At 60.9% G+C, this 19,606-nt stretch carries 10 protein-coding genes and 1 pseudogene; 7 read left to right on the top strand and 4 right to left on the bottom strand.

Annotated elements, in window-relative coordinates:
- Nucleotide 1: 1 nt before the first annotated feature.
- Together AB4O35_RS08240 and putP are read right to left on the bottom strand one after the other, a co-directional pair.
- Complete coding sequence (locus AB4O35_RS08240) at nucleotides 2–1,978, bottom strand: type VI secretion system Vgr family protein (protein ID WP_065945560.1); 1,977 nt, start codon at nucleotides 1,976–1,978, stop codon at nucleotides 2–4.
- A gap of 203 nt (nucleotides 1,979–2,181) precedes the next feature.
- Nucleotides 2,182–3,666, bottom strand: coding sequence for a sodium/proline symporter PutP (gene putP, locus AB4O35_RS08235; protein WP_065875278.1), 1,485 nt, complete (start codon nucleotides 3,664–3,666; stop codon nucleotides 2,182–2,184).
- A gap of 461 nt (nucleotides 3,667–4,127) precedes the next feature.
- On the opposite strand from putP, the gene putA reads away from it, so the two are divergent.
- The gene (gene putA / locus AB4O35_RS08230) at nucleotides 4,128–8,081 is read left to right on the top strand and encodes a trifunctional transcriptional regulator/proline dehydrogenase/L-glutamate gamma-semialdehyde dehydrogenase (RefSeq protein WP_065875279.1); all 3,954 of its coding nucleotides are present in this window, start codon (nucleotides 4,128–4,130) and stop codon (nucleotides 8,079–8,081) included.
- A gap of 214 nt (nucleotides 8,082–8,295) precedes the next feature.
- A complete protein-coding gene (locus AB4O35_RS08225; protein WP_065889136.1) occupies nucleotides 8,296–10,098 on the top strand; it encodes an acyl-CoA dehydrogenase in 1,803 nt (600 codons plus the stop codon).
- Here the strand turns inward: AB4O35_RS08225 and AB4O35_RS08220 are convergent.
- Both AB4O35_RS08220 and AB4O35_RS08215 read right to left on the bottom strand, forming a co-directional pair.
- A complete protein-coding gene (locus AB4O35_RS08220; protein ID WP_065875281.1) occupies nucleotides 10,095–10,388 on the bottom strand; it encodes a cell division protein ZapA in 294 nt (97 codons plus the stop codon). The genes AB4O35_RS08225 and AB4O35_RS08220 overlap by 4 nt on opposite strands.
- Nucleotides 10,385–10,615, bottom strand: a complete 231-nt coding sequence (locus AB4O35_RS08215) for a hypothetical protein (protein ID WP_049710369.1) — start codon at nucleotides 10,613–10,615, stop codon at nucleotides 10,385–10,387. Before AB4O35_RS08215 ends, AB4O35_RS08220 begins: the two co-directional genes overlap by 4 nt.
- 276 nt (nucleotides 10,616–10,891) lie before the next feature.
- On the opposite strand from AB4O35_RS08215, the pseudogene AB4O35_RS08210 reads away from it, so the two are divergent.
- The 5 genes and pseudogenes from AB4O35_RS08210 to selO all read left to right on the top strand — a co-directional run.
- Nucleotides 10,892–11,614 (top strand): annotated as a pseudogene (locus AB4O35_RS08210) (MCP four helix bundle domain-containing protein); the annotation flags it as partial.
- 30 nt (nucleotides 11,615–11,644) lie between these two features.
- Nucleotides 11,645–12,517, top strand: a complete 873-nt coding sequence (locus AB4O35_RS08205; RefSeq protein WP_371905323.1) for a methyl-accepting chemotaxis protein — start codon at nucleotides 11,645–11,647, stop codon at nucleotides 12,515–12,517.
- A 243-nt stretch (nucleotides 12,518–12,760) separates the two neighbouring features.
- Nucleotides 12,761–14,503, top strand: a complete 1,743-nt coding sequence (locus AB4O35_RS08200) for a potassium/proton antiporter (protein ID WP_065875283.1) — start codon at nucleotides 12,761–12,763, stop codon at nucleotides 14,501–14,503.
- Nucleotides 14,504–14,555: 52 nt separating this feature from the next.
- Nucleotides 14,556–17,939: a mechanosensitive channel MscK gene (gene mscK / locus AB4O35_RS08195; RefSeq protein WP_065875284.1), complete on the top strand. Its 3,384-nt coding sequence runs from the start codon at nucleotides 14,556–14,558 to the stop codon at nucleotides 17,937–17,939.
- Between the two features lie 48 nt (nucleotides 17,940–17,987).
- Nucleotides 17,988–19,451 (top strand): protein adenylyltransferase SelO, encoded by a 1,464-nt coding sequence (gene selO / locus AB4O35_RS08190; protein ID WP_065945561.1) that lies wholly within the window; start codon nucleotides 17,988–17,990, stop codon nucleotides 19,449–19,451.
- Nucleotides 19,452–19,606: the final 155 nt, after the last annotated feature.

Below are 19,606 nucleotides of genomic sequence, written 5' to 3'. Positions count from 1 at the left end.
GTCAGGTGAGATCACACTGGCCGTTTTTACAACGCTCACACTCTTCGCAAAACGGCGCGCTGCGCTTCAGACTCGCGATCTGTACGCGGCTCAGCGGTGCAGGAATCACGGCCAGCAACTTCTCTTTCACGCCAGGAATCAACGGCGCGGACGTCGGAACAGCCGAGCCGCCGAGCTGAATCGGTACGCTGCTGAAAATGCCGCCCGCAGACAGCGTGATCGACTGCCCTCCGGCCTGAATCGTGACGGTCGCGCCTGCATCGATGACAACGCTTTGCCCTGCACCGATCTGGATGGTCTGCCCGGCGCGCACCTGCTGCGAGCCGCCAACCACCAGATGGTCGTCTTGCTTGAGGTCGGTCAAGCGGTTGCCATGGGTTATGCACTGCTCTTCGCCCTGCAGTTCATGGTGCGACTCACCGCCCACCTTCACCCGATGGTCATGCAGCACATGCTGCGTCCAATCACGCTGGGCACGCAGGTAGATTTCCTCGGCCCCCTTGCGATCTTCAATGCGTAGCTCGTTGTAGCCACCCCCGCCTGGGCTGCTTTGGCTGCGGAAAATGCTGCGGGTCTTGTCCGCCGGCAAGTCGAGGGGCACCTGGGTTGCCGCGTTAGCCAAGCAGCCCACCACCAGCGGCATATCCATATCACCATTGACGAAGCCCACCAGCACTTCCATCCCGACTCGCGGGATCACGACCGAGCCATAACGATCATGCGCCCAGGCGCTGGCAACCCGCAGCCAGCAACTGGAATGGTCGTTATGCTCGGCGGCACGATCCCACGCCAACTGCACCTTGACCCGGCCGTATTCATCACAATGAATTTCACTGTCGACGGGGCCGGTCACCGTTGCGTTTTGATAGCCAGCAATGCTCGGGCGAGGCTGCTCTGGCATTGGCGGCCGGAAAATCACATCCCACGGGGCGGCGGCGAATTCGTTGCGATAGCCCTGGCGAAAATCCCCGCCCGACACCTTGGTTACAAGCTCTTCCAGTACCTGGGGTTGCTTGCCCTCATGGGTTACTTTCGTCACCAGCCACAAGGCGTTCCAGTCTTCGCGCGGGTGACCGGCCAGCCTGAGGAACCGCCCGCTGACCAGCGCAGGTTCATCACCACTGCCACAGGCGACACGATAGTCGCTGCGATGACGCTCCAGGCCACGCTGTGCGAGGTATTTGCCATGGGCTCGGTCGCTGAAGTGGCCGGGATAATCCTGCGCTTCTAGCTTGGGTAACTGCTCGCCAGACACCGCGCTTTCCAGCGCCAGGCTGGGTTTGCGAAAGTCATAGTCGCGCAGGTTGATTGCCGTGGCGCGGGTCTGCACCTGCACCGTAAACCGCTTGATCGCCGGGGTGTCCGCGACCATCCCTGAACCGGGAGTGTAAGGAGTAGGCTGATCCGCTTGGGCAAACACCGTCTGGTCATCGCCGAATACCAGCAAATGCCCCTCGGCGGAATGCTGGAAGTGATAGTGAATGCCCAACTCGGCACAAAGCCGCTGAATGAAGGCCAGATCAGTTTCGCCAAACTGCACGCAATACTCGCGCTCGGGGTAGGTGCCGCTGAGCCGGAACTCGAAGCGGTCGCTCTGGATCCCCTGCCCCTCCAGCACCTGCGCAACAATCTGCGGTACGGTCTTGTGCTGGAAAATACGCTGGTGACTGCTGTGCGCCAGATAGGCCAGCTGCGGTACAAGCGTCATTTGATAACGCGTCAGTCGGCGTCCTGAATCACCTTGCGCCACTCGGTGAACCAGACCATGAACACCATGGCCCCGATCATCAAAACCGAGATACACCGGGTGATGCAGCAGGCTTTCCAGGTCGAGATCGGGTTGCTCGGCGACCAGTTCGAGTTCAAAACAGTAGGGTTGGCTGATGGACTCAACACCCCTGAACTCGAACACCTTGAGTTCACTGGGCTCCCCATCGAGGGTCAGGGTGAAGGCACTTTGATTGGCAGGAGCGAACATCCGGTGTTTCTCTGCAAGGGATAGGTGGCAGATTCTGCACCACCGTTTCACCTTGCTGAGCACACCCCAAACAAATCAGTAAAACCCTACACGCACGCGCCAGAACTTTCTTCAGTCCCACGTAAACCACACACAAAAAAAGGCCCGCCATCGGTAGGACGCGGGCCTTTTTTCAGTTCGTAGGGTGCTTCACACCCGGCGAATTACTTATTGAGGTTGTAGTCTTTTTCCGCCGCGTCAAAGCGCTCGACCATACCAGCAGTCGGTGCGCCCATCTTGCTCACGAAATAGATCGCGAGGCTGGCGAAGATGAAGCCTGGGATGATTTCGTACAGGCCCAGCAACTCAAAGTGTTTCCACACGATCACGGTGATCGCGCCGACCAGGATGCCAGCCAGTGCGCCGTCGCGGGTCATGCCTTTCCAGATGACCGAAATCAGCACCACAGGACCGAACGCGGCGCCGAAACCGGCCCATGCATAGCTCACCAGGCCCAGTACGCGGTTTTCCGGGTTGGCGGCCATGGCGATGGCAATCAGGGCAACCAGCAGCACCATCAGGCGACCTACCCACACCAGCTCGAGCTGGGAGGCGTTTTTGCGTAGGAAGGTTTTGTAGAAGTCTTCGGTCAGGGCGCTGGAGCACACCAGCAACTGGCAGCTCAGCGTGCTCATGACGGCAGCGAGAATGGCCGACAGCAAAACACCGGCAACCCATGGGTTGAACAGGATTTTTGCCAGCTCGATAAACACGCGCTCAGGGTTTTCAGTCACTGCGCCGGCCACTTCCGGATGCGCCGAGAAGTAGGCGATACCAAAGAAGCCCACAGCCACAGTGCCACCCAGGCACAGGATCATCCAGGCCATGGAGATGCGACGCGCCTTGGCAATCGACTTCACCGAGTCCGCCGCCATGAAACGCGCGAGGATATGCGGCTGGCCGAAGTAACCCAGGCCCCAACCCATCAGCGAGATGACGCCGATAAAGGTGGTGTTTTTCAGCATATCGAAGTTGGTCGGGTCCTTGGCTTCGATGGCTAGGAAGGTGGTGTCAACACCACCGGTAGCCAGCAGCACGATAATCGGCGTCAGGATCAGCGCGAAGATCATCAGCGTGGCTTGTACGGTATCGGTCCAGCTCACTGCCAGGAAACCACCGACGAAGGTGTAGGCAATGGTCGCTGCAGCACCGGCCCACAGCGCGGTCTCGTAGGACATGCCGAAGGTGCTTTCGAACAGGCGAGCACCGGCTACGATGCCGGAGGCGCAGTAAATGGTGAAGAACACCAGGATCACCACGGCGGAGATGATCCGCAGCAGGCCGCTTTTATCTTCGAAACGGCTGGAGAAGTAATCCGGCAGGGTCAGGGCGTCACCGTTGTGCTCGGTCTGGACCCGCAGGCGACCGGCGACGAACAGCCAGTTGAGGTAGGCACCGACGATCAGGCCGATAGCGATCCAGCTTTCCGACAGGCCGGACATGTAGATCGCGCCCGGCAGGCCCATCAACAACCAGCCGCTCATATCTGAGGCGCCGGCCGACAAGGCAGTCACTACGCTACCAAGGCTACGGCCGCCCAGGATGTAATCGGAAAGGTTATTGGTGGATCGATAGGCCATGAAGCCGATCAGCACCATTGCTGCGATATAGATCACGAACGTGATCAGGGTTGGATTACTAACGCTCATAGGAGTGACGCCCTGGCTTTGTTTTTATGTAGCGACGGTCTGTCAGACGGCCACCCACTGCAAGTAGGTTAGACGTAGCTGCGTGCCGCGCATTTATGACTGACGTTTCCCCAGGAAAGCCGTCAGCCGATGAACCGACTCGCGGGAGTGGTTGCACCTTGGCCGCGAATGCTATTCAACAAAGCAAATAAGGTGCAACCAGTTTCGTGAGAATAAGTTGCACCTTGATGTGAAAAGTGCAAAACACCCCGTTTTTGCTACTTTTCGGAGCAAGAACAGCCGAACTCAGAAGCAAACGCACCAAGGCAGAGCCGATTCCGTTGAGGTCCATTTTATTTCAGGTACCCGTGCGAAAATTTCATGCATAAAAAGGGTTGCACCCGGTTGCACCTATGCATGCGCAAAGCTAATCTTGCCGCCAGCTGATGCCACTCGGTAGTGGCACCCATGAGGATAAGAAAATGGCTACGACCACCCTTGGGGTCAAACTTGACGACCCAACCCGCGAGCGCCTCAAGGCTGCCGCGACCTCCATTGATCGCACGCCGCACTGGCTGATCAAGCAGGCGATTTTCAATTACCTGGAGAAACTGGAGGGTGGTGCAACCCTGACTGAACTCAATGGCTTGAGCAGCAAGGAGGCAGACGACGCAGGCGAGGTCCAGAACGACCACGCCCACCAGTGCTTCCTTGAGTTCGCCGAGAGCATCCTGCCGCAGTCCGTACTGCGCGCCTCGATCACCGCCGCTTACCGCCGCCCTGAGCCGGAAGTGGTGCCGATGCTGATCGAGCAGGCTCGCCTGCCGGCCTCGATGGCCGAAGCCACCAACAAGCTCGCCGCCTCGATCGCCGAAAAACTGCGTAACCAGAAAAGTGCCGGCGGCCGTGCCGGGATTGTTCAGGGCCTGCTGCAGGAATTCTCCCTGTCTTCCCAAGAAGGCGTGGCGCTGATGTGCCTGGCCGAAGCGCTGCTGCGTATCCCGGACAAAGGCACCCGTGACGCATTGATCCGCGACAAGATCAGCACCGGCAACTGGCACCCGCACTTGGGCAACAGCCCATCGCTGTTCGTCAACGCCGCCACCTGGGGCCTGTTGCTGACCGGCAAACTGGTCGCCACGCATAACGAAGCAGGGTTGACCTCGTCCTTGAGCCGCATCATCGGCAAAAGCGGCGAGCCGATGATCCGTAAGGGCGTCGACATGGCCATGCGCCTGATGGGCGAGCAGTTCGTCACCGGCGAAACCATCGCCGAAGCCCTGGCTAACGCGAGCAAGTTCGAAGCCAAGGGTTTCCGCTATTCCTACGACATGCTCGGTGAGGCCGCGCTGACTGAACACGATGCGCAGAAGTACCTGGCCTCGTACGAACAAGCCATTCACTCAATCGGCAAAGCCTCCCACGGCCGTGGGATTTATGAAGGCCCGGGCATCTCCATCAAGCTGTCGGCACTGCACCCGCGTTACAGCCGTGCGCAGTACGAACGCGTGATGGATGAGCTGTACCCGCGCCTGCTGTCCCTGACGCTGCTGGCCAAGCAATACGACATCGGTTTGAACATCGACGCCGAAGAGGCCGACCGCCTGGAGCTGTCGCTGGATCTGCTGGAGCGCCTGTGCTTCGAGCCGCAACTGACCGGCTGGAACGGCATCGGTTTCGTGATCCAGGCCTACCAGAAGCGTTGCCCGTATGTGATCGACTACGTCATCGACCTGGCACGCCGCAGCCGCCATCGCCTGATGATCCGACTGGTAAAAGGCGCGTACTGGGACAGCGAGATCAAGCGCGCCCAGGTTGAAGGCCTGGAAGGCTACCCGGTGTACACCCGCAAGGTTTACACCGACGTTTCCTACATTGCCTGCGCACGCAAGCTGCTGTCGGTGCCGGAAGTCATCTACCCGCAGTTCGCCACGCACAACGCCCACACGCTGTCGGCCATCTACCATATCGCCGGTCAGAACTATTACCCCGGCCAGTACGAGTTCCAATGCCTGCACGGCATGGGCGAACCGCTGTACGAGCAGGTTGTAGGCAAAGTATCCGAAGGCAAGCTGAACCGTCCGTGCCGCGTGTACGCACCAGTCGGCACCCACGAAACATTGCTGGCTTACCTGGTACGTCGCCTGCTGGAAAACGGCGCGAACACCTCGTTCGTCAACCGTATCGCCGACCAGTCCATCTCGATTCAGGAGCTGGTGGCCGATCCAGTGGCCAGCATCGAGCAAATGGCTACGCTGGAAGGCGGCTTCGGCCTGCCGCACCCGCGCATCCCTTTGCCGCGTGACCTGTATGGCAGCGACCGCGCCAACTCGGCCGGTATCGACCTGGCCAACGAACATCGCCTGGCCTCCTTGTCCTGCGCCCTGCTGGCCACCGCTCACAACAACTGGAAAGCGGTGCCGATGCTCGGTTGCGCTTCCAGCAATGAAGCAGCGGCACCGGTACTGAACCCTTCCGACCTGCGTGATGTGGTCGGCCATGTGCAGGAAGCCACTGTCGAAGACGTCGACAACGCTATCCAGTGCGCCATCAACGCGGGTCCGATCTGGCAGGCCACCCCGCCCGCCGAACGCGCCGCGATCCTGGAACGCGCCGCCGACCTGATGGAAGGCGAGATCCAACCGCTGATGGGCCTGCTGGCTCGCGAAGCCGGCAAGACCTTCGCCAACGCCATCGCCGAAGTACGCGAGGCCGTGGACTTCCTGCGTTACTACGCCGTGCAGGCGCGCAACGATTTCACCAATGACGCCCACCGCCCACTGGGCCCGGTGGTGTGCATCAGCCCGTGGAACTTCCCGCTGGCGATTTTCAGCGGCCAAGTCGCCGCGGCCTTGGCCGCCGGTAACCCGGTACTGGCCAAGCCTGCCGAGCAAACGCCGCTGGTGGCCGCCCAAGCCGTGCGCATCCTGCTCGAAGCCGGTATTCCGGAAGGCGTGCTGCAATTGCTGCCGGGTCAGGGGGAGAGCGTGGGTGCGCGCCTGGTCGGTGATGATCGCGTCAAAGGCGTGATGTTCACTGGCTCCACTGAAGTGGCGCGCCTGCTGCAACGCAATGTCGCCGGTCGCCTGGATGCCCAGGGCCGTCCGATCCCGCTGATCGCCGAAACTGGCGGCCAGAACGCGATGATCGTCGACTCCTCGGCGCTGACCGAACAAGTGGTCATCGACGTGGTGTCTTCGGCCTTCGACAGCGCCGGCCAACGTTGCTCGGCCCTGCGCGTGCTGTGCCTGCAGGAAGATTCGGCAGACCGTGTGATCGAAATGCTCAAGGGCGCCATGGCGGAATGCCGCTTGGGTAACCCGGAACGTCTGTCCGTCGACATCGGCCCGGTGATCGACGCCGAAGCCAAGGCCGGCATCGAGAAACACATCCAGGCCATGCGCGACAAAGGCCGCAACGTTTACCAAGTGGCGATTGCCGACGGCGAAGAAATCAAGCGCGGCACCTTCGTGATGCCAACCCTGATCGAGCTGGAAAGCTTCGACGAGCTGCAACGCGAGATCTTCGGCCCGGTACTGCACGTGGTGCGTTACAAGCGCAAAGAGATCGACCAGCTCATCGGCCAGATCAACGCTTCCGGCTATGGCCTGACCCTGGGCGTGCACACGCGTATCGACGAGACCATCGCCAAGGTGATCGACAACGTCAATGCCGGTAACGTCTATGTGAACCGCAACATCGTTGGCGCTGTGGTCGGCGTGCAACCCTTCGGCGGCGAAGGCCTGTCGGGCACTGGCCCGAAAGCCGGCGGCCCACTGTACCTGTACCGCCTGCTGTCAATGCGTCCTACGGATGCCATCGAGCAATCCTTCGTACGTGGCGACGCATTGGCTGCACCGGACGTGCGCCTGCGCGACGCCATGAGCCAGCCGCTGACCGCCCTGAAAACCTGGGCCGACAGCAATAAGTTCAGCGAACTGAGTGCCTTGTGCAGCCAGTTCGCCGCGCAATCGCAAAGCGGTATCACCCGCCAACTGGCCGGGCCGACCGGCGAGCGCAACAGCTACGCCATCCTGCCCCGCGAGCACGTACTGTGCCTGGCGGACGTGGAAGGCGATTTGTTGACTCAACTGGCGGCGGTATTGGCGGTGGGCGGTTCGGCGGTATGGCCGGAAACCGAGCTGACCAAGGCGTTGTTCTCACGCCTGCCTAAAGAAATTCAGGCGAAGATCAAGCGCGTGGCCGACTGGACCAAGGATGAAGTGGTGTTTGACGCGGTTCTGCATCACGGTGATTCCGACCAGCTGCGTGCGGTGTGCCAGCAAGTGGCCCAGCGTGGTGGCGCGATTGTTGGGGTGCATGGTTTGTCGCAAGGCGAAACGGCGATTGCGCTGGAGCGTTTGGTGATTGAGCGTGCGCTGAGTGTCAACACTGCTGCAGCGGGCGGTAACGCCAGTTTGATGACCATCGGCTAAACCCTTCCCCCTGTGGGAGCTGGCTTGCCTGCGATGCAAGCGACGCGGTGCTACTGACAGACCGTAGCGATGCCATCGCAGGCAAGCCAGCTCCCACATGGACTGTGCACGCCTTGCGCTGTTGTTTTGCCCCTCCATCACCCAGATCAATCTTGCTATCCAGCCTCCATTCGCGCACTTAGACTCAGGCCAATTCCTCCAAAGGTAAGCCGCCATGTCCGAGACGCTGCTCAGTTCCCGCAATCTGGCTTTCGAGCTGTACGAAGTCCTCGATGCCGAGGGCCTGACCCAGCGCGAGCGGTTTGCCGAGCACAACCGCGAAACCTTCGATGCGGCCATCAGTACCGCGCGCAACATCGCCGAAAAGTATTTCGCCCCTCACAACCGCAAGAACGACGAGAACGAACCGCGCTACGAGAACGGTGCAGCCATCCTGATTCCGGAAGTCAAACCGGCGGTGGATGCCTTCCTTGAAGCCGGGTTTCTCAACGCAGCCCGAAGCTTCGAAGCGGGCGGCATGCAACTGCCCACCCTGCTCTCTCAAGCGTGTTTTGCGCATTTCCAGTCAGCGAACGCGGCGTCCACTTCCTATCCGTTCCTGACCATGGGCGCCGCCAACCTGATCGAAAGTTTCGGCACCGATGATCAGAAACAACGCTTCCTGCAACCGATGATCGACGGCCGCTTCTTCGGCACCATGGCCCTGACCGAACCCCATGCGGGCTCTTCGCTGTCGGATATTCGTACGCGCGCAGAACCTGCGGCGGACGGCACTTACCGGCTCAAGGGCAACAAGATTTTCATCTCCGGTGGCGATCACCCGCTGTCGGAAAACATCGTGCACATGGTGCTGGCCAAGCTGCCGAATGCGCCCGCCGGGGTGAAGGGCATTTCGCTGTTTATCGTGCCCAAGTTCCTGGTCAACGACGATGGCAGCCTGGGCGAGCGCAACGACGTGCTGCTGGCGGGGCTGTTCCACAAGATGGGCTGGCGCGGGACGACGTCCACCGCGCTCAACTTCGGCGATAACGGTAGTTGCGTCGGCTATCTGGTAGGTAAACCGCACCAGGGCCTGAGCTGCATGTTCCAGATGATGAACGAGGCACGCATCGGCGTCGGCATGGGTGCGGTGATGCTCGGTTATGCCGGCTACCTCTACTCGCTGGAATACGCCCGCGAACGCCCACAAGGTCGCCTGCCCGACAGCAAAGACCCCACAACGGCGCCGGTCTCGATCATTCAGCACGCGGATATAAAGCGCATGCTGCTGACCCAAAAATCCTACGTGGAAGGCGCCTTCGACCTTGGCCTCTACGCTGCACGACTGTTCGACGACACCACCACCCTGGAAACCGAAGCCGAGCGCAAGCACGCCCACGAACTGCTGGACCTGCTCACGCCCATCGTCAAATCCTGGCCTTCGGAGTTCTGCCTCAAGGCCAACGAACTGGCAATCCAGATTCTCGGCGGCCATGGCTACACCCGCGAGTACCCGGTGGAACAGTACTACCGCGACAACCGCCTGAACCCGATCCACGAAGGCACCCACGGCATCCAGTCCCTGGATTTGCTGGGGCGCAAGCTCGCGCAGAACGGCGGCGCGGGGTTGAAGCAACTCATACGACTGATTGCCGAAACCGGTGCACGGGCGCAGGAATACCCAAGCCTGACCGCACTAAGGGAACCGCTGGAACAGTTGGTCAACCGCCTGCAAAGCGTCACCATCGGCCTGCTGACGGATCTCGCCCAAGGCAAGGTCAACAGCAGCCTGGCAAATTCGGCGCTGTACTTGAAGGTGTTCGGGCATACGGTGATTGGCTGGCGCTGGCTGGAGCAGGCGATTCGCGCCGAAGAAGGATTGGCCAGGGGCAATGCGGCGGATGTGGCCTTTTATAAAGGCAAGCTCCAGGCCGCCCGGTACTTCCTGACCTGGGAAGTACCGAGCTGCCATCATGAACTGGCAATTCTGGAGGCACGCGATGACACGTGCCTCGGCATGCAGGATGAGTGGTTCTAAGGCGTTCCGATCGCCTTGGCAATCACATCGACCGTGGCGCTGACTTGCTCTTGGTAACGGTCGAGTTCCTGCTGGTGAGCCTGCTGCATTTCGATCTGCTCGGCGCACAGGTTCAGCGCCGCCAGCACCAGTAATTTGTCACCGATCAGGGTCGGGTACTTTTTCTTGGTGGTGGCAAGGGACGCCTTGAGCAGGGTCACGGCGTGCATCAGGGTTTTGTCTTCCCCGGCCGGTGCCTTGATCGAGTAATCCTCTCCGAGAATCGAAACGACCTTTATCCCTTCACTCATGCGCTGACAGGCCCTGCGCTCACACGCTCAACCAGCGCCTGGATACGGGCGGCGGTAGCGCCGTGCTTTTCTTCCTGCTCCATCAGGTTCAGTTGCAGGCTGTCGTTCTCATCCTTGGCGCGGGCCAATTCCGCCTTGAGGGATTCGTTGGTGCCCAGCAGATCCTGATTTTGTTGTACCAAGTCGCTGACGAGTTGTTCCAATTGGCTGAGGGATGCTTCTAACATTTTGATTTCTCTGGCTTTTCAAAGGGCGGTGACGATAAAGAAAATTCACCTCGGATGCCAGGGTTATCCCTGGCGCGCAGCCCGATTTTTAAGGGCCGGGCCGCACTTTCGAGCCTTAGTGACTGCATTTACCCGATCTGGTTCCTGAATCGACCAAGCCCCTCGTCAGGTGCGACAAAAACGCACACGCCCCTTTAGACTTTAGTCGTACGACCGATAGAGAGGGACACACCGTCTCATGGCCGCACGGATCGCGCTCTCCCCCAGGATTCCCCCATGTCGCTTCGTAATATGAATATCGCTCCGAGGGCCTTCCTCGGCTTCGCGTTTATCGGCGCGTTGATGTTGTTTCTTGGCGTGTTCGCCCTGAACCAGATGAGCAAGATACGAGCCGCTACCGAAGACATCACCCTGGCCAGCGTGCCGAGCATTCGCGCCCTCGATGAGTTCACCCAACTGACGTTGCGCCTACGGGTGCTGTCGTACCGCTTGCTGACTAACCGTGAGCCGGAGGTTCAGCAAAAGACGCTGGAAGCCTTTGAAGTGCGTAATCAGCAGATTCGCACGGCCCAGGGCATCTACGAAAAACTGATCGAGAGCAGCGAAGAGCGTACGGCCTACGACGACTACGTGCGCTTGCTTGGCCAGTACCATCAGATTGAAGAACGCATGAAGAGCCTGTCGCGGGCCAATCAGGTGGAAGAGCTGCGCAGCCTGCTCAATAACGAATTGCTGAGCAACTCCGAACAGGTCAACGCCGTGCTCACGCGCCTGCTGGACATCAATAACAAGATGGCCCTGGCGACTAACAAGGAGGCGGAAGACCAATACACAATGGCCTTCAACATGGTGGTGAGCCTCTTGGTGATCGCCACGCTGCTGACCCTGCTGTTCGCCTGGCTGCTGACCCGCAGCATCACCCTGCCCATTTCCCAGGCACTGGAAGCGGCGGAAGAAGTGGCCGAAGGCAACCTGACTCGCCCGATCAAAGTCGACGGCAACGACGAAGCCGGGCGCCTGCTGGCCGCCATGGCCAAGATGCAGGACAAGCTGCGCGACACCCTGCAACGCATCGCCGGTTCCGCTACCCAGCTCGCGTCAGCTGCCGAAGAGCTGAACGCGGTCACCGACGAAAGCGCCCGTGGCCTGACCCAGCAAAACAACGAAATCGAACAAGCCGCCACTGCGGTGAATGAGATGACCAGCGCTGTCGAAGAAGTCGCACGCAATGCGGTGAGCACCTCCGAAGCTTCGCGCAACGCCACCACCTCCGCCGGTGATGGCCGTGACTTGGTGCAGGAAACCGTCAGCGCCATCGAACGCATGAGCGGCGACGTACAGGCCACCGCCACGCTGATCGGCGACCTGGCCAATGAGTCGCGCGATATCGGCAAGGTGCTCGACGTGATTCGCGGCCTGGCCGACCAGACCAACCTGCTGGCCCTTAACGCCGCGATTGAAGCGGCGCGCGCCGGTGAAGCCGGACGAGGCTTTGCGGTGGTTGCCGACGAAGTACGCGCACTCGCCCATCGTACCCAGCAGTCGACCAGCGAAATCGAGCGGATGATCGGAAGTATCCAGGCGGGTACAGAGCATGCGGTGGATTCGATGCGCAACAGCACCGAACGCGCTGAGTCGACGCTGAACATCGCCAAAGGCGCGGGAATGTCGCTGGATACCATCAATACCGCGATCATCGAGATCAACGAACGCAACCTGGTGATCGCCAGCGCGGCGGAAGAACAGGCGCAAGTGGCGCGTGAAGTGGACCGCAACCTGGTGAACATCCGCGACCTGTCGGTGCAATCAGCGACCGGCGCCAGCCAGACCAGTGCGGCGAGCAATGAGCTGTCACGGTTGGCGGTGGATTTGAATGGGATGGTGGGGCGGTTCCGTCTCTGAAATAAGATTCGCCTGACGACGCCTATCCCTGTGGGAGCTGGCCTGCCTGCGATAGCAACGTGTCAGCCAGCGCCTCTAGCGCCTGACACGCCGCCATCGCAAGCAAGCCAGCTCCCACATTTGGCTTTGCGCAAATCAGAAAAACCTTTTTGACAGCGCAGCAATTCAACAGGTTAGAATCGCTGGCACGCAGACTGCATGGTCAGTTTGCGCCCTGTCTTGTTTGCTCATGGAGTACTGCCTTTGAATGCGACGACCATCAACAGCCTGTTCTTGATCGGCGCGTTGCTGGTGAGTGCGAGCATTCTGGTGAGTTCTCTTTCGTCCCGCCTGGGTATTCCGATCCTGGTGATCATCCTGGCCGTGGGCATGGTCGCCGGCGTGGATGGCGGCGGCATCATCTTCGATAACTACCCGACCGCCTACCTGGTGGGCAACCTCGCCCTGGCCGTAATCCTGCTCGACGGCGGTTTGCGCACCCGGGTCGCGAGTTTCCGCGTGGCACTCTGGCCGGCCTTGTCGCTGGCCACGGTGGGGGTGTTGATTACCACCGGCCTCACCGGTATGGCTGCGGCCTGGCTGTTTGACCTCAATATCATCCAGGGCCTGTTGATTGGCGCCATCGTCGGTTCGACGGACGCCGCCGCGGTGTTTTCGCTGCTCGGCGGCAAGGGCCTGAACGAACGGGTGACCGCCAGCCTGGAAATTGAATCCGGCAGCAACGACCCGATGGCCGTGTTCCTCACGGTCACGTTGATCGACATGATTGCCAGTGGCCAGACCGGCCTGCACTGGAGCCTGCTCACTCACCTGCTCCGCGAGTTCGGCATCGGCGGTATCGTCGGCCTGGGCGGCGGCTGGCTGATGCTGCAGATGGTCAACCGGATCAACCTGGCCAACGGCCTGTACCCGATCCTGGTGATCGCCGGCGGCCTGTTCGTCTTCGCCCTGACCAACGCCCTGCACGGCAGCGGCTTCCTCGCCGTGTACCTGTGCGGCCTGGTCATCGGCAACCGGCCGGTGCGCAGCCGTCACGGCATTTTGCATATGCTCGACGGCATGGCGTGGCTGGCGCAGATCGGTATGTTTTTGGTGTTGGGCCTATTGGTCACGCCCCACGACTTGCTGCCCATTGCCCTGCCGGCGCTGGGCCTTGCACTGTGGATGATCCTGTTTGCGCGACCGCTGTCGGTGATGGTTGGCCTGCTGCCGTTCAAGGCGTTTCACGGCCGCGAAAAAGCCTTTATCGCCTGGGTCGGCCTGCGCGGTGCGGTCCCGATCATTCTGGCGGTGTTCCCGCTGATGGCCGGCCTGCCGCATGCGCAGCTGTACTTCAACCTGGCGTTCTTTATCGTGCTGGTCTCGCTGCTGGTGCAGGGCACAAGCCTGCCGTGGGTGGCCAAGCTGCTCAAGGTCACCGTACCGCCGGACCCGGCGCCGATCTCCCGTGCGGCCTTGGAAGTGCATGTCACCAGCGAGTGGGAGCTGTTCGTCTACCGCCTGGGCGCAGAAAAATGGTGCATCGGCGCCGCCCTGCGTGAGCTGAAAATGCCTGAGGGCACGCGGATCGCCGCCCTGTTCCGTGGCCAGCAACTGCTCCATCCGTCGGGTAGTACGGTGCTGGAGGTGGATGATTTGCTCTGCGTGATCGGTCACGAACACAACCTGCCAGCCCTGGGCAAACTGTTCAGCCAGGCACCGCAACGCGGTTTGGATTTGCGCTTCTTCGGCGACTTCGTACTGGAAGGCGACGCCCAGCTGGGCGCGGTTTCCGCCCTGTACGGCTTGAAGCTGGAGGGCATTGACCCGGACATGCCGCTGAGCCGCTTCATCACCCAGAAAGTCGGCGGTGCGCCAGTCGTAGGCGACCAGGTGGAGTGGAACAACACCATCTGGACCGTCGCGGTCATGGACGGGAACAAGATTGGCAAAGTGGGCGTCAGATTCCCCGAAGGAAGTCGCCCGGGCCCCGGACTCTTCCTCTAAACTGCGGGGCGACAGTTCGCCCCCTTTTTTTCATTTTGCTCGACCGGTCTCTATGCCAACTCTGCGCACATTTCTCGCCACTGCCCTGCTGGGCTTGACCCTCTGTGTCGGCACCGTCCACGCGGCCGACCCGCCCAACGCCGACGCCATCCAGCAAACCCTGGACAAGCTGCCCGACCGTAAGCTGCCCGACGCCGACATGAAGGCGTTGCAGGCGATCCTGCAACAGACCCTGACGTACCTGGGCAACAAGCAGGACTATGAGCAGCGCCTCGTCGACCTGAAGCGCCAACTGGAAGACGCCCCGCGCCAGACCACCGAGAACCAGCGCGAGCTGACCCGGCTCAAGGCCACCAAAGTCATCCCGGTGGCCCAACGCTACGCCACCCTGCCTGTGCCGCAGCTTGAGCAACTATTAGTGCAGCGCAGCACCCAGCAGGGCGACCTGCAAAAAGAACTGGCCGACGCCAACAGCCTGTCCATCGCCGCACAGACCCGGCCCGAGCGCGCCCAGACCGAAATCAGCAGCAGCCAGACGCGCATCCTGCAGATCAATTCGATCCTCAAGGCTGGCAAAGACAACGGCAAAACCCTCAATGCCGACCAGCGCAACCAGCTCAACGCCGAACTGGCCGCCCTGAACGCCCTGATCCCCTTGCGCCGCCAGGAACTGGCGGGCAACAGCCAACTGCAAGACCTGGGCAACAGCCAGCACGACCTGATTCAGGAAAAAACCGCGCGCCTGGAGCAAGAAATCCAGGACCTGCAAACCCTGATCAACCAGAAGCGCCTGGCCCAATCCCAGCAGACCGTCACCCAGCAGTCCATCGAAGCGCAAAAAGCTGGCGGCAGCAGCCTGCTGGCCACGGAAAGCGCGGCCAACCTCAAGCTCTCCGACTACCTGCTTAAAAGCACTGACCGCCTCAACGACCTGACCCAGAAAAACCTGCAAACCAAGCAGCAGCTGGACACCGTGAGCCAGAGCGACTCGGCCCTGGACGAGCAGATCAACGTGCTCAAGGGCAGCCTGCTGCTGTCCAAGATCCTCTACAAACAGAAACAGGCGCTGCCGCGCCTGACGGTAGACCGCGACCTGGCAGACGACATCGCCAACATTCGCCTGTACCAATTTGAGGTCAACCAGCAGCGCGAGCTGATCAGTTCGCCCAGCGCCTATGTGGATAACTTGCTGGCCAACCAGGCGCCGGAGGATGTCACCCCGCAACTGCGCCGCACGTTGCTGGAACTGGCCATCACCCGCAGCGACCTGCTGGAGCGCCTGAGCCGAGAGCTGAGCTCGCTGCTGAATGAATCCATCACGTTGCAACTGAACCAGAAACAACTGCTCAGCACCGCCACCACCCTGCGGGCGACGTTGGATGAGCAGATGTTCTGGATCCCCAGCAACAAGCCGCTGGACACCGAGTGGCTGGAAACGGTCCCGGCGCACCTGAGCAAGCAAGTTGCCACACTGCCGTGGGCCTCCAGCGTCAGCGAACTTTATGACGGCCTGACCCAGCGCCCGCTGCTGTTCCTGCCGCTGCTGCTGGTGATCGGTGCCCTGCTGTGGCGACGTAAAGCCCTGTATCAGCGCCTGAGCAAGGTCCACCTGGATATCGGCCACTTCAAACGCGACAGCCAGTGGCACACGCCGCAGGCCATCCTGATCAACATCCTGCTGGCGATGCCGGTAGCACTGGGCCTGGCGCTGTGCGGCTATGCACTGCAAATCGACGCCCGTGGGCAGAACGCCAACCTCGGCGCTGCGTTGCTGCAAATCGCCCAGGCCTGGCTGGTGTTCTACACCGCTTATCGCATCCTGGCGCCGGGTGGCGTGGCGGAATTGCACTTCCGCTGGGAAAAACCCCAGGTCGAATTCCTGCAAGGCTGGATACGCAAGCTCGGGCTGGTGGTGCTGGCGCTGGTGGCCGTTGTGGCGATCGCCGAGCACCAGCCGGCGGCGCTGGCGGACGATGTGCTGGGCATTGGCGTGGTGCTCACGTGCTACGCGCTGATGGCCTGGTTGCTGGGTCGCCTGCTGCTCAACAGCCCAACCCATGAAAAAGCCTCACTGTTTCGCAAGGCGATCGGCCTGCTGTTTACCGCCCTGCCCGTCGCCCTGTTTATCGCCGTGTGCTTTGGCTATTACTACACCGCGCTCAAGCTCAGCGACCGCCTGATCAACACCCTGTACCTGCTGATGTTCTGGCTGGTGATCGAAGCCACCTTTGTACGCGGCCTGGGTGTTGCGGCACGGCGACTGGCCTATGCGCGGGCACTGGCTAAACGCCAGGCCGCCAAGGAAGCCGGTGATGGCGAAGCGGTGATCGAAGAGCCGACCCTGGACATCGAGCAGGTTAACGAGCAGTCGATGCGCCTGATCCGCCTGGCCTTGCTCGGCGGCTTCATCGCGGCGCTGTACTGGGTGTGGTCGGACCTGATCTCGGTATTTTCCTACCTGGACAACGTCACCCTGTACGAATACACCAGCGGCACCGGAGCGAATATCAGCATGGTGCCGATCAGCATCGGCGATTTCCTCGGCGCGTTGATCATCATCGGCATTACCTTCGCACTGGCGCGCAACCTGCCCGGTTTGCTCGAGGTGCTGGTGCTGTCCAAATTGGAGCTGGCCCAGGGCAGCGCCTACGCGACGACCACGCTGTTGTCGTATGTGATTGCCGGCATCGGTTTTGTCTCCACCCTCTCCACCCTCGGCGTGAGCTGGGACAAGTTGCAATGGCTGGTGGCGGCGCTGTCGGTGGGGTTGGGCTTTGGTATGCAGGAGATCTTCGCCAACTTTATCTCCGGCATCATGATCCTGTTCGAACGCCCGGTGCGCATCGGTGACACCATCACCATCGGCAACCTGTCGGGCACGGTGAGCAAGATCCGCATCCGCGCCACGACGATCACCGACTTTGACCGCAAGGACATCATTGTCCCGAACAAAACCTTCATTACCGGGCAACTGATCAACTGGTCGCTGACCGATACCATCACCCGGGTCACCCTGAAGCTGGGCGTGGACTACGGCTCCGATCTGGACCTGGTGAAGGAATTGTTGCTCAAGGCTGCCAGGGAAAACCCACGCGTGTTGAAGGAACCGGAACCGCTGGTGTACTTCCTCAACTTCGGCGAAAGCACCCTCGACCACGAGCTGCGCATGCACGTGCGCGACCTGGGCGACCGCAACCCCGTGCTGGATGAGGTCAACCGCTACATCAACCGTGAGTTCAAGAAGCAGCACATCAACATCTCGTTCCGGCAGATGGAGGTGTACCTCAAGAACATGCACGGCCAGGAGTACAAGCTGGTGCCGGTCGAAGACGAGCGCAAGACCATCGTCGGGCCGGCCCCTGAGCAGGACACCCCCGAGCCGCCAGCCGCCAAAGTCGAAGATGCGCCGGAGCCTCCGCCGAGCAAACTCGACTAACGCCGCTATCCCCAGCAGAATGCTCGGACATTCTGCTGGAGATGGCCGGTGAAAGCCCTCGACGAACTGACCTTCGACAACCGCTTCGCACGCCTGGGCGACGCGTTCTCAACCCACGTACTGCCCGAACCCCTCGACGCACCGCGCCTGGTAGTGGCGAGTAACGCTGCCATGGCGTTGCTCGACCTCGACCCGGCCGTGGCCGAAACGCCGGTGTTTGCCGAGCTGTTTGGCGGGCACAAGCTGTGGGCCGAAGCGGAGCCACGGGCGATGGTCTATTCCGGGCATCAGTTCGGCGGCTACACCCCGCAACTGGGCGATGGCCGTGGGTTGTTGCTGGGCGAGGTGTATAACGAGGCCGGCGAGCACTGGGACCTGCACCTCAAGGGTGCCGGTATGACCCCTTACTCACGCATGGGTGATGGGCGCGCCGTGTTGCGTTCTTCGATCCGTGAGTTTTTGGCCTCCGAAGCGCTGCATGCGCTGAGTATCCCCAGCAGTCGCGCACTGTGCGTGATCGGTTCCGACACCCCGGTGTGGCGTGAGAAGCAGGAACGCGGGGCGATGGTGCTGCGCATGGCGCCGAGCCATATCCGCTTCGGGCATTTCGAGTATTTCTATTACACCAAAAAGCCCGAACAGCAGGCACTTTTGGCTGAACACGTATTGAACCTGCATTACCCCGAGTGCCGCGAACAACCAGAGCCTTACTTGGCCATGTTCCGCGAAATCGTCGAGCGCAACGCCGAATTGATCGCCAAGTGGCAGGCGTATGGCTTCTGCCACGGCGTGATGAACACCGACAACATGTCGATCTTGGGCATCACCTTCGACTTCGGGCCGTTTTCGTTTCTGGATGACTTTGACGCGCACTTCATCTGCAACCACTCCGACCATGAAGGACGTTACTCCTTCAGCAACCAAGTGCCGATTGGGCAGTGGAACCTCAGTGCATTGGCACAGGCGTTGACGCCGTTTATCCGCGTCGATGCGTTGAAAGAAGCGCTGGGCTTGTACCTGCCGCTGTATCAGGCGAACTACCTGGATTTGATGCGCCGCCGTCTCGGGCTGACCACCGCCGAAGATGATGACCAGAAGCTGGTGGAGCGCTTGTTGCAACTGATGCAGAACAGTGGCGTTGACTACACGCTGTTCTTCCGCCGCCTGGGAGATGAGTCGGCGGCGCTGGCCGTGGCACGACTGCGCGACGACTTTGTCGACCTGGCCGGGTTTGATGCCTGGGCTGAGTTGTACAAGGCTCGTGTTGAACGGGACGGGGATTACAGCGAGGAACAGCGCCGTGAGCGGATGCACGCGGTGAACCCGCTGTACATCCTGCGCAACTACCTCGCGCAGAACGCCATCACCGCCGCCGAGTCAGGCGATTACAGCGAAGTCCGGCGGCTGCATGAGGTGCTGTCCAAGCCGTTCGAGGAGCAAGCGGGGATGGAGCAATACGCGCAGCGGCCGCCGGATTGGGGCAAACACCTGGAAATCAGCTGTTCCTCATAAGCACTGTAGTGAGCGGGCTTGTCCCGCGCTGGGTGGCGAAGCCGCCCCAATAGAGCCGCCACGGTGTTTCATGAAGATCGCGGTGCTTGGGTTTAGGGCTGCTTCGCAGCCCAGCGCGGGGCAAGCCCGCTCACTACAGGCCTGCGCTTACCTTG

It is taken from the genome of Pseudomonas sp. H1_A03, assembly GCF_054685145.1.
Note: the sequence above shows the minus strand (reverse complement) of the source record. Positions and strands in the feature narration are given on the sequence as shown.

Excerpts from the sequence above, each read along its gene's own strand:
- AB4O35_RS08240 (WP_065945560.1), bottom strand. The coding sequence starts at position 1,978 with ATGTTCGCTCCTGCCAATCAAAGTGCCTTCACCCTGACCCTCGATGGG.
- putP (WP_065875278.1), bottom strand. The coding sequence starts at position 3,666 with ATGAGCGTTAGTAATCCAACCCTGATCACGTTCGTGATCTATATCGCA.
- putA (WP_065875279.1), top strand. The coding sequence starts at position 4,128 with ATGGCTACGACCACCCTTGGGGTCAAACTTGACGACCCAACCCGCGAG.
- AB4O35_RS08225 (WP_065889136.1), top strand. The coding sequence starts at position 8,296 with ATGTCCGAGACGCTGCTCAGTTCCCGCAATCTGGCTTTCGAGCTGTAC.
- AB4O35_RS08220 (WP_065875281.1), bottom strand. The coding sequence starts at position 10,388 with ATGAGTGAAGGGATAAAGGTCGTTTCGATTCTCGGAGAGGATTACTCG.
- AB4O35_RS08215 (WP_049710369.1), bottom strand. The coding sequence starts at position 10,615 with ATGTTAGAAGCATCCCTCAGCCAATTGGAACAACTCGTCAGCGACTTG.
- AB4O35_RS08205 (WP_371905323.1), top strand. The coding sequence starts at position 11,645 with ATGGCCAAGATGCAGGACAAGCTGCGCGACACCCTGCAACGCATCGCC.
- mscK (WP_065875284.1), top strand. The coding sequence starts at position 14,556 with ATGCCAACTCTGCGCACATTTCTCGCCACTGCCCTGCTGGGCTTGACC.